At 70.3% G+C, this 11,662-nt stretch carries 2 protein-coding genes and 7 pseudogenes; 4 read left to right on the forward strand and 5 right to left on the reverse strand.

What is annotated here, in order from left to right; all coding sequences use genetic code 11:
- Window positions 1–334: 334 nt before the first annotated feature.
- Window positions 335–487 (forward strand): annotated as a pseudogene (locus AC5Y6Y_RS05400) (PE family protein); the annotation flags it as partial.
- 120 nt (window positions 488–607) lie between these two features.
- Window positions 608–967, forward strand: a pseudogene (locus AC5Y6Y_RS05405) (PGRS repeat-containing protein); the annotation flags it as partial.
- Window positions 968–4,439: 3,472 nt separating this feature from the next.
- On the opposite strand, the pseudogene AC5Y6Y_RS05410 reads toward AC5Y6Y_RS05405, so the two are convergent.
- From AC5Y6Y_RS05410 to AC5Y6Y_RS05425, 4 pseudogenes are all read right to left on the reverse strand, one after another.
- Window positions 4,440–5,098, reverse strand: a pseudogene (locus AC5Y6Y_RS05410) (hypothetical protein).
- 303 nt (window positions 5,099–5,401) lie between these two features.
- Window positions 5,402–5,777 (reverse strand): annotated as a pseudogene (locus AC5Y6Y_RS05415) (DUF1304 domain-containing protein).
- An 11-nt stretch (window positions 5,778–5,788) separates the two neighbouring features.
- Window positions 5,789–6,832 (reverse strand): annotated as a pseudogene (gene ruvB, locus AC5Y6Y_RS05420) (Holliday junction branch migration DNA helicase RuvB).
- Window positions 6,829–7,170, reverse strand: a pseudogene (locus AC5Y6Y_RS05425) (helix-hairpin-helix domain-containing protein); the annotation flags it as partial. The pseudogenes AC5Y6Y_RS05425 and ruvB, both read right to left, overlap by 4 nt.
- A 1-nt stretch (window position 7,171) precedes the next feature.
- Here AC5Y6Y_RS05425 and AC5Y6Y_RS05430 point away from each other — a divergent pair.
- Window positions 7,172–7,300 (forward strand): annotated as a pseudogene (locus AC5Y6Y_RS05430) (F0F1 ATP synthase subunit gamma); the annotation flags it as partial.
- A 995-nt stretch (window positions 7,301–8,295) separates the two neighbouring features.
- Here AC5Y6Y_RS05430 and AC5Y6Y_RS05435 read toward each other — a convergent pair.
- Complete coding sequence (locus tag AC5Y6Y_RS05435) at window positions 8,296–8,952, reverse strand: hypothetical protein (RefSeq protein ID WP_473139522.1); 657 nt, start codon at window positions 8,950–8,952, stop codon at window positions 8,296–8,298.
- Between the two features lie 866 nt (window positions 8,953–9,818).
- Here AC5Y6Y_RS05435 and AC5Y6Y_RS05440 point away from each other — a divergent pair.
- Window positions 9,819–11,662 (forward strand): PE family protein (locus tag AC5Y6Y_RS05440; protein ID WP_499929479.1); only part of this gene is annotated, 1,844 nt, incomplete at its 3' end.

Raw genomic sequence — 11,662 nt, forward strand, 5'->3', positions numbered from 1 at the left:
GTGACCGGTTTTCTTGCATTCGATTCGGTCGGTGCGTCGTCTGACTACCGTCCGAGCAGCGGACTTTCCTTGCAAAGAAGCTCGCCCCGTGCTCGCGGAAATTCCCGTGTCGTGTTGCAATTGGTTTGAGTTAGATGTGAATTCAATTCGAGGACTAGTTAGAATCCAATTCGAATCGAGTAAAACGACTGACAAGTCGACGTTCTAGACGTAAGGTTCTGCCGCGATTCATGAGTTTGCAGCGCCCGTGAGGAGGACCGAATTGTCGTCTTACGTTGTTGCATCACCCGACGGATTTGCTGCGGCGGCAGGCGATCTGCGTGGGATCAGTGAGATGTTGCGTATTGCCAACTCTGCTATAGCGCAGGCAACGACTGGAATGGCGCCCTTGGCGGCCGACGAAGTGTCGGCGGCGGTCTCGAAATTGTTCGGCACCTTTGGTCAGGAGTATCAGACGCTCAGCGCGCAATTTACATTGTTTCATGACCAGTTCGTCCGGACATTGGTCTCCGGTGCGGGCGCATATGCGATGGCCGAAGCTGTCAACACCTCACCATTGCAGAGCCTGGAACAGGGCGTCCTCGGTGTGATCAACGCGCCCACCAACACACTGTTGGGGCGCCCCCTGATCGGTAACGGCGTCAACGGGATGGACGGCACCGGACAAGCCGGCGGGGACGGCGGAATCCTGTGGGGCAACGGCGGCAACGGCGGGTCGGGCGCGCCCGGGAAGGCCGGCGGCGCGGGCGGGTCGGCGGGACTGTGGGGTGCCGGCGGCGCCGGCGGGGCCGGTGGGAGCGCGATGGTGGCGGGTGGGTCGGGCGGGGCCGGTGGCGCCGGCGGGGCCAACGGCCTGCTCGGGGGCGGCAACGGCGGGGCTGGCGGGGCAGGCGGGTCCGGGGCGCCCGGCATGGCTCTGACCGGACAAGCCGGCGGGGCCGGTGGCGCCGGTGGCGCCGGCGGAGCTAACAGACAACTGTTCTCGCTATCCGGGACCGGTGGGGCCGGCGGAGCCGGGGGTGCTGGGGCAGCCGGTGGTTCGGGAGCCATCGGAGCGACCGGCATGACCGGGGACCTCGGCGGGTTCGGTGGGGCCGGAGGCACAGGCGGTGCGGGCGGAGCTGTGCAGTCGCTGTTCGGCGGCACCGGCGGAACTGGGGGCCAAGGCGGATCCGGCGGTGCGGGCGGCGCGGGAGGGCTCGGCGGGGACGCACCGTTCTTCAGCAACAATGGCGGTGACGGCGGCACCGGCGGGACCGGCGGGAGTGCCGGAGCCGGCGGTGCCGGCGGTTCCGTGACAACGCTGAATTTCCTCGGTAGTGCTGGCGCCCACGGCGCCAACGGTGTCGGCGGGTCCGGCGGGAACGGAGGCACGGGCGGCGCCGGTGGCGCCGGACTGTCCGGAGTGAGTGGCGCGGCCCCTCAAACAGGCGACATAGGTGGCCTAGGCGGGGCGGGAGGCAAGGGTGGTGACGGCGGCGCCGGCATCGACGGCCACAGCGGTGGCGCCGGCGGAAATGGCGGGGTCGGCGGAGTCGGGGGCACCGGCGGCGCCGGCGGCGACAACACCGCCGCCACAGGCGGGAATGGCGGCACAGGCGCCGATGGTGGCAAAGGAGGCGCCGGCGGTGCCGCGGGAGCGGCGGGCCGCGGCACCGACGGGGGCGTCGACGGCAGCAACGGCACTGGTGGCGTCGGTGGCACCGGTGGCACCGGCGGCAGCGGCGGGACCGGCAGTGCCGGCACCTCCGGCACCACACCCACCGCTGGACACCAGGGCGGCCAGGGCGGTGCCGGCGGCCAAGGCGGCGTCGGCGGCGCCGGCATCAACAACCAGGGCGGCGGTGACGGGGGCAAGGGTGGCGTCGGGGGAAGCGGCGGCACCGGCGGCCAGGGCGGTACCAACACCGACACCGTCGCCGGCGCCGGCGCGGATGGCGGTAAAGGCGGCACCGGCGGCAAGGCCGGGGCGGCCGGCGTCGGCACCGACGGCGGCGGCACCGGCAGCAACGGCACCGGCGGCATCGGCGGCACCGGCGGCACCGGCGGTGGCGGCGGCACCGGCACCAACGGCACCGACGGCCCGACCGACCCGACCGCGGGCCACCAGGGCGGCCAGGGCGGCGCCGGCGGCCAAGGCGGCGTCGGCGGCGCCGGCATCAACGGCCAAGGGGGCGGCCAGGGCGGCAAAGGCGGCGTCGGGGGCCAAGGCGGCACCGGCGGTCTGGGCGGTTCCAACACCGGAACCCTCAGCGGCAACGGCGCGGACGGCGGTAAAGGCGGCACTGGCGGCACTGCTGGGGCGGCCGGTACCGGCACCGATGGTGGCGTCGCCGGCAGCGCCGGCACCGGCGGCACCGGCGGCCACGGCGGCACCGGCGGCCAAGGCGGCACCGGCACTGCCGGCATCTCCGACGACACCACGCCCAGCGCAGGCCATCAGGGCGGCCAGGGCGGCGCCGGCGGCCAAGGCGGCGACGGCGGCGCCGGCATCAACGACCAAGGCGGCGGCAACGGAGGCAAAGGCGGCACCGGCGGAAGCGGCGGCAACGGCGGCGTGGGCGGCGCCAACGTCGGTAGCACGGGCGGGGACGGTGCCGATGGCGGCAAAGGTGGCACCGGTGGCACCGCAGGAGCGGCCGGCAGCGGCATCGACGGCGGCGTGGTCGGCAGCATCGGCGCCGGCGGCCAAGGCGGCACCGGCGGCAACGGCGGAAACGGCGGAAACGGCATCGCTGGTAACGACGCCGTGACCGACCCGTCGGAGGGCACGCAAGGCGGTCGGGGCGGCGCCGGCGGTCAAGGCGGTGACGGCGGCGGCGGCATCAACGGCCAGGGAGGCGGCAACGGTGGCAGGGGCGGCACTGGCGGAATCGGCGGCAATGGCGGCGTCGGCGGTGCCAATACGGGAACCTCCGGCGGCGCCGGCGCAGACGGGGGTACCGGCGGTACCGGCGGCACCGCAGGAGCGGCCGGAATCGGTGCCGACGGCGGCAACGCCGGCAACATCGGCACCGGTGGCAGCGGCGGGCAAGGCGGCACCGGCGGCCAAGGCGGCGACGGCACCGCCGGCACCGACGACCTGAACGACCCGTCGGAGGGCAAGCAAGGCGGCCAGGGCGGTGCCGGGGGCCAGGGCGGTGCCGGCGGGGCCGGTATCGGCGGCTCCGGCGGCGGAAACGGCGGCAAGGGCGGTAATGGCGGCGTCGGCGGTGTCGGCGGCGACGGCGGCAGTAATACCAATAACACCGGAGGTGCCGGGGCCAACGGGGGCAAGGGCGGCACGGGCGGAACCACCGGCGCGGGCGGACACGGCACCGACGGCGGCGCGGACGGCAGCGTCGGCACCGCTGGCACCGGCGGCACCGGTGGCAGAGGCGGCGACGGCGGCGACGGCACCGCCGGCACATCCTCATTTTCACCTACCGCGGGTGGCAACGGCGGCAGCGGTGGAGTCGGCGGCCAGGGCGGTGACGGCGGCGCCGGCCTCAACGGCCAAGGCGGTGGAGTCGGCGGCCAGGGTGGCACCGGCGGAGGCGGCGGCGCCGGCGGCGCCGGCGGCATCAATGCGAGCAGCAACCCCATTGGCGCCACCGCCAGCGCACCCGGCGGCCAGGGCGGCGACGGCGGTGCGGGCGGAGGCGGCGGGGTGGCCGGCGCAGGCAACACCTTGGGCGGCCAGGGCGGCGACGGCGGCGACGGTGGTAACGGCGGCTCCGGCGGCCAGTACAGCACAAGCTCCACCGGCACCTTTGGATACGGCGGCGGAGGCGGCGGAGGCGGCGCCGGCGGTGGTGGCGGTGACGGCGGCGGCGGGGGTGCCGCCGGGGGCCGGGGCGGCGCCGGTGGCACGGGCGGTGGCGGTGGCACGTCCAGCAATAGCAGCTCCGTCGTCTCTGCCGAAGGGGGCGCCGGTGGCACGGGCGGTGGTGGCGGTGCCGCCTCGGGCGGGGACGGCGGCACCGGCGGTGGCGGAGGCGGCGGAGGCGCTGGCGGGACCAGCACCGGTACAGCCTGGGGTGGAAACGCCGCTGGGGGAGGCGGCGGCGGCGGTGGAGCCGCTGGCGGACCCGGCGCCGCCGCCGGAGACGGCGGCGCCGGTGGTGGCGCCGCCAAGTCGAACGCATCTGCCCCGGGTGGCGCCGGCGGCGTGGGTTCGTCCAGTGGCGCCGGCGGACCTGGCATCGGCGGCGGTGGCGGAGGCGGCGCAATAGCGACCACGTTCAACAACAATCCCGAAGCCTTCCCCGGTAATCAGGGTTGGGATGGCAGCCTGGGTGGCGCCGGCGGACTCGGCGCGTTCGGTGGCTCCGATCAGAACAACGGGGGCACCGGCGGGGGCAGCTCGGGTAGTCATGGCCAAGGCGGTCAGGGCGGCAGCGGCGTCCAGGGCCAGGCTAAAGGCGGCAACGGCGAGTCCGGCTAACTCCGGGCTGCCGTTACCGAAAGGCCTGGCCGACTACGGGATGCGCAACCGGTGTGCGGTGGCGACGGAACAACCTGCCGCGTCGCGATTCGTGTTCGTCGGCCGGTACGTATTGCTCCCGAGGCGCGGTCAACGCGTCCGGGGACACCTCGCGGTCGGGCTCGACCAGTCCTGTCATGTACTAGTGGTCGGGCTCGGGCGTCGGCTGCACCGGTTGGACCGGCGTGACGTCGGGGGCCAACCGCACCGCCACCCGGGCACCCCGGCCCCGGCCCCGGCCCCGGCCAGAAACACGATCAACACACCCAAGCCGTAGAAGTGCGCGAGCTCGAGCGCCACGCGCTTGCGCTCGGTGGCGGCAACCGGGTCGCCGACCGAACCAATGCCCAGCAGCGGCACGAACGCTGGGCCGACCACGAACCAGGCTCCACCGAGTGCCGCCAGCCCGCCGCCGAGCATCCCGCCGGCGCGACTCTTGGCGACGATCAGCAGTAGCCCACCCAGCGCGGTGACAGCCCCCGGCAGCACTTCCAACCAACCGCGCGCGGCGGTCCACGCCTGGCCTGGCGTGTAGGCGAAGTCGAAGTTCGGCCCGACAAACGGGATCAGTGCTCCCCAGGCGCCCAGGATGACTAGAAGCAGTCCGGTGACGGCGCCGCGCGAACGCGGGATACGTCCTCGGACGGAGCGTCCTCGATATTTTTCATGAGGCGTGGGTACCCGCGCGCCGACGCGTGAAAGCAGCGCCAACCATCAGCAGCGAAAGCCGTGTCTGTCGCGCGCCGGCTCGTACGCAAAATCGAAGCGGAGACCGATGAACGGTATCAGTGCTCCGTGTGCACCCAGGATGACCAGGAGTAATCCGCTGACCGCGGCACGGCAGGGGGGCATCTGCAATTTCTGGGACGCTCGTACAGTTCGTTTTTCACGGACGCACGGGTACCCGCGTCTGCGCGGGTACCGAAATTCGCGAATTCAACCCACCGCGAGCAATATGATCGCGATCACGGGGAACAGACCCTGAGTGAGCGCGGCGCGCGCCTTGTCCCGCGCCGAGACGAACAGCACGACCGCGACCGCGGCCATCGACCCGCCGCCGGCGAACACCAGCGCGGTACCCACGTCCCGGTGCCCGGTGCATATCGCGCGATGCCGATGCCGGCCACGATCGCCAGGAACAGGTTGTAGAAACCCTGGTTGAACGCCAACAGTTGGCGGTCTCGGCTTCTTCGGCCGTGGTGCCGAACGTCGCGCGGGTGCGCGGAGAGGTCCACGTCAACGATTCCATGGTGAAGATGTAGACATGCAGTAGCGCCGCCAGCGCGGCGAAGACCATAGCGGCGGTGACCATTTCAGTACCTCCTACTCGAACAGTCCGGGCTGGCTGACCCCCGCCGGCGGTGTCATGCCCAGGTGCGTCCAGGCCAGCGCGGTCGCCACCCGGCCGCGCGGCGTGCGCGCGACCATGCCGGCGCGCACCAGAAAAGGCTCATAAACCTCTTCAACCGTGGCGGCTTCCTCCCCGACCGCCACGGCAAGCGTCGACACGCCGACCGGACCGCCGCCGAAGCTACGGGTCAACGCAGACAACACCCCCGGTCCAGCCGGTCCAAACCCAGCTCGTCGACGTCGTAGACCTCCAGCGCGGACTTGGCGACATCGCGGGTGATGCCGTCGGCGCGGACCTCGGCGTAGTCACGCACCCGGCGCAGCAGCCGGTTGGCGATCCGCGGCGTTCCGCGCGAACGTAACGCGATCTCCGCACCGGCCTCGGCGCCCAGCTCTATGCCCAGGATGCCAGCCGAGCGGGTCAGCACCCGCTCCAACTCGGCGGGCTCGTAGAAGTCCATGTACGCGGTGAAACCGAACCGGTCGCGTAGCGGTCCGGTCAGCGCCCCGGACCGGGTGGTCGCGCCGACCAGCGTGAAGGGCGCGACCTCCAGCGGGATGGATGTCGCGCCCGGGCCTTTCCCAACCACCACGTCGACCCGGAAGTCCTCCATCGCCAGATACAACATCTCCTCGGCGGGCCGGGCGATGCGGTGGATCTCGTCGATGAACAGCACATCGTGTTCGACCAGATTCGACAGCATCGCGGCCAGATCGCCGGCACGTGCCAGGGCCGGCCCCGACGTCACCCGCAGCGACGAGCCCAGCTCGGCGGCGATGATCATCGCCAGTGATGTCTTGCCCAGACCCCGGCGGGCCGGACAGCAAAATGTGGTCCGGGGTGCCCCCGCGGTTCTTTGCCCCCTCGATGACAAGTTGCAGCTGTTCACGGACCCGCGGTTGGCCGATGAACTCACGCAGCGAGCGCGGACGCAGGTTGCCGTCGATGTCCCCCTCGCCGACCGCCAGTGAGGGCGAGACGTCCCGATCGAATTCTTCGTCGCCGGCGCCGCTCATTTGGCCTTACCCAGCAGCGACAACGCGGCCCGCAGCGCCGTCGAGGTGGTCGCATCATGGTCGGCTGCCAGCACCTTGTCGGTGGCTTCCTCGGCCTGCTTGGCGGCAAAGCCCAGCCCGACCAACGCCTCGACCACCGGGCCCCGCACCGCGTGGCCGTTCAAGGTGGTCGCCGTTGCCGAGGTGCCCATCGCGCCGATTTTGTCGCGCAGGTCCAGGATCATCCGTTCGGCGCCGCGCTTGCCGATACCGGGCACCCGGGTGAGTGCGGTGACGTCGCCGTCGGCCAGCGCTTGGCGCAGCGCGGCCGCGTCGTGCACGGCCAAGGTGGCCATGGCATCGGAATTCAAGTCGATGATGTCGCAACAGGCTGCGGCACACCGGATTGCGCCGTTGGTGGTGGAATACGTCGAAGATGACAACGACGAACCGCACACGCTGTACACCTTCGAGACGAAAAGAACGACACCAAGTCGGGCGGCTCCGACACCAGGGAAGACCATTGCCTATTGGATCTGTTGTGGCGCAACCGTCGTCAGCGATCTGCAGTTGCTCGGCTTGCTGTAGGTGGGGCGACGGTTGAGGCAGGTGTCCGGCTTGGTCAGCCGGGCACCTGCTTTTTCGGTGCTCTAGTCGGAATGACGATGTTCCATTGAGCCCGTCGAACAGGCACCATTGGCCGCGCTCAGCGAGGACGCAAGGTTGCCCAGTTCCGGAGCGGCTGAGCTGGGTGCTTCGCAGTGATGACCTCCAATGACATCAATGACGTCTCCCACATCCGCGAGGGCACCGGCAGCACTACAGTCACCGGCCCCTCGCCGTGGATCCGCAGCCTGTTAATCGGTTCAAAGATTAATCAATTGTCAGCCTCAATAGAGGCGGTAGCGACGCCGCTCTGAAATTTCACGTAGCGTTAAGAGTTAGCTGCCTAACGCGCGGCACTGACCATCGCTACCCCTGCGAAGCATCGCCGCTGAACTGCACTGCAGCTCAGCGATTTCGCAATGAGGGTTCATTTTTCGTTTTCCGCCGCTGTCACAGTTCCCATGCGGCCTCGAGCCACCTATTCATCCCGTGTCACCGGTCGCATCGCGCTGGACCGGTAGTCGTTTCCACTGAAACACGTTGCACACCTTGCGCACTCATCGCGGCGTCGCCGAGTACGGTGCCGCCGAGTGGTGGAACTTGCGCCCTGGCGCGGACCTCCGCGCACTGAATTCAGTCACGTATCCGGATTCGTCGGCGTATGCGTAGTAACGGGCGCATGTAAATGCCCCGGCGCCGCCCCGACAACGGTATTGATGATCTGGTAAGGGGTAATGGCCACTCCGGCTGACAACGCAGCGTTTGATACCAGCGGACTGGTGGAAACCCCAAGTTCAGCGGCGGCACCCCGGTCCCAGACGCCCAAGATGGCGCCGACCGAGCTGGTCACAGCCCGGTCAGGCCCCTGCCAGTGCTCACTACTGGTGCGCGACCGGTGTGCGGTGCCGTCGGAACAACCCACGCTTGTGCCCTTCGGCGGGCACGTACTGGTCGCGCGGAGTGGTCAGCACATCCGTCTGCTGCGGGTCGCGATCCGGCTCGACCAAGCCGGTGTACTGCTGCTCGGACCGGGCCTCCACCGGCTGGGCCGACGGCACCGACTGAACGTCACGTGCTAACCGAACCATTAAGCGCGACAAGACCGCCCCACTGAGAAAAATGATCAACGCACCTAGCCCGGAGAAGTACGCGATCTGCACAACAGCGCGCTTGGCATTCGACGCGCCGACCGGGTCTCCAACACTGCCGATCCGCAGAATCGGCGCGAAAGCGGTGCCGACCACGAACCAGGTGCCGCCGAGGGCGGCCAGCCATCCGCCCAGCATTGCGGGGCCGCGACTCCGGGCAGCGATCAACAACAGACCGCCAAGCGCGGTGGCCACGCCCGGCAGCACTTCCAGCCATAGACGTGCCGCGGTCCAGGCCTGTCCGGGGGTGTAGGCGAAGTCGAAATTGGGGCCGACGAACGGGATCAGCGCTCCCCAGACGCCCAGAATGACTAGGAGCAACCCAGTGACGGCGCCGCGCGAACGCGGAATGCGGCTTCGGGCGCGACGGTCCTCGACGGTTTTCATGGCATCTCCCTCGGTAGGTACCTGGGTGGGTACCCGGACGCCTAGTCGCTCAAGCGACAGGACCCGCTGCATCTGCGCGGCCCCAGGCTGTTCTCCTCCGTGGCCGCCATCCGACTAACCGCCGGTCGCGCAACAGCACCATCTCTGCTCTCTGCCACATACACAACGGACGCCATCGCGCTACATGTGAGACTGCGACCTTTTGGCAGACTCGAATGAAATTCAAATATTGCGGTCAGGTAGGTAAGGCAGGTCGTGCGGCCTCAATACGGGAAACCGCTGATTGTGCTGACTGTTGCAGCACAGGCTAACGCGTCGCTGGGTGGTTGAACCGTGGACGTTTCTTGGGATCGGCGAGTCGCGTTCACTATTAATTGGGGACTACTCGCCTACGCCCCGCCGCCACCACCGCGAAGTTTCGACCTCGAACCGGCGCCCCCCCACATTGCGCGACGACCGCCCATTCAGCAGGCATGCCCCTGTCGTAACGCTCTGTCTGCCTTGAGAACCCGTTGCGTCGGCGCTGCGGCCTTGCGCCGTGGCGCGGTGATCACCCCGGTCCGTGCTGCGCCCAACTTAATTAATTCACCCACGTATTCTGATTTGTTCGTGTATTGAAAGACAACTGCAGCTAAGGCCAGTACATCGGCGTTCGGGACGTCATCCGAGTCCAACTCATTCGCCAGCACTGATGAACGACTCGTAACATGCCGCAAACGCTCAATACGACATTTCTTTCAATTTCTGGCATTGGCTGTGGTGGGGGTGTGTCGCGTGTAGCGTTTCTCGCGAATTCGCGTTGTGGTGTCTTTGGGAGAGGACCTGAATTGTCGTCGTTTGTGGTTGCTTCGGTTGAGGGTGTTTCTGTGGCGGCGGGTGAGTTGGGTCGTCTTGGGGAGGTGGTGCGGGCGGCGGCGTTGGCGGCGGGGCCGGCGACGGTGGGGGTGGCGCCGTTGGCCGGTGATGAGGTGTCAGCGGCGGTGGCGCGGTTGTTCGGCACTTTTGGTGCGGAGTATCAGGCCCTCAGTGTGCAGGTGGGGGTGTTTCATGAGCGGTTCGTGGCGGCGTTGAGTGGTGCGGGGGCGGCCTATGGGGCTGCGGAGGTGGTGAATGTTTCGCCGTTGCAGGTGTTGGAGCGGGGTGTGTGGGGGGTGATCAATGCCCCGACGAACACGTTGCTGGGTCGGCCGTTGATCGGTGATGGGGCCAATGGGGCGGCGGGCACCGGCCAGGCGGGGGGCGATGGCGGGATTTTGTGGGGCAACGGTGGGGCCGGCGGCTCGGGTGCGGTGGGGCAGGCCGGTGGTCGGGGTGGTGATGCGGGTTTGTGGGGCAATGGTGGGGCCGGCGGTAGGGGTGGCACCGGGGTGGCGGGTGGGATCGGCGCCACCGGTGGTGCCGGCGGGTCCGGGGGTTGGTTGGCCGGGTTCGGCGGGGTCGGCGGGGTGGGCGGTAGCGGCGGAGATGGCTTTGGCGGTGTGGGTGGTTCGGGTGGCACCGGGGGTGCTGGTGGGGCTGGGCGGGCCCTGTTCGGTGGGGGGGCTGGTGATGGCGGTGCTGGCGGGATCGGCGGACAAGGCGGTACCGGTCAGACCGGGACCGCTGGTGGTGGTCTGAGCGCCGGTAAGGGCGGTCTGGGTTTTAACGGGGGCACCGGGGGTCTTGGTGGGGACGGCGGTTCGGCCTACGGGTTGTTCAGCGCTGGGGGGTCTGGCGGTGTCGGGGGGATCGGCGGGACCGGCGGCATGGGCGGTGAGGGCGGTAGCGGTCTCGGTTACCAGATCGAGGGCGGCACCGGCGGTACCGGCGGCACCGGTGGCGGTGCGGGGCTGGGCGGGGCCGCTGGATCGGGCGGAGTGTTCGGCACCCACGGTCATAGCGGCGGCGCGGGCAGCGGCGGGACCGGCGGTACCGGGGGCACCGGCGGGCGCGGCGATCTCGGGACCACCGGGCTCTCCTCGACTGTCCCCACCGCGGGCACCGCGGGTTGGCAGGGCGGGGCCGGAGGCCAGGGCGGTAACGGCGGCGCCGGGATCAACGGGGTCGGCGGCGGTAACGGCGGCACCGGCGGTATCGGCGGGGCCGGTGGTGATGGTGGTACGGGCGGCACCCACACCGGGACCACCACCAGCGGTGCCAGCGGGGGCGGCAAAGGCGCCGACGGCGGCCAGGGCGGTGCCGGCGGCGATGCCGGGGCCGGCGGCCAAGGTGTCCAGGGCGGCGCCGACGGCGCCCACGGCGGCGGCGGGCGGGGCGGTGCGGGCGGTGACGGCGGCCGCGGCGCCACCGGAGTCAACGGCAACGACGACCTCCTGGCCCCCTCCCCCGGTGCTCAGGGCGGCCAGGGCGGTGCCGGTGGTGGCGGCGGTGACGGCGGCAAAGGCATCGGCGGTGTCGGCGGCGGGCAGGCCGGTGACGGCGGTAGCGGCGGTCAAGGTGGTGGCGGCGGCCTCGGGGGTTCGAACACCGGCACCACCACCACCGGTGCCACTGGCGGCGGTATGGGTGGTCAGGGTGGTCAGGGCGGCACCGGCGGGGATGCCGGCGCGGCCGGCAAAACCGTCGACAACGGTTTGGCTGGCAGCAACGGCACCGGAGGCCAGGGCGGCCTGGGCGGTAACGGTGGCGGTGGCGCTGCGGGAGCGCCGGCTAAGGCGGGCATCTCCCCGGCGCCGGGCAACCAGGGCGGCCAGGGCGGCGCCGGCGGTGG

It is taken from the genome of Mycobacterium sp. NGS24, from assembly GCF_059813065.1.

Coding starts and splice junctions, on each gene's coding strand:
- AC5Y6Y_RS05435 (WP_473139522.1), bottom strand. CDS start 8,952: ATGAAAACCGTCGAGGACCGTCGCGCCCGAAGCCGCATTCCGCGTTCG.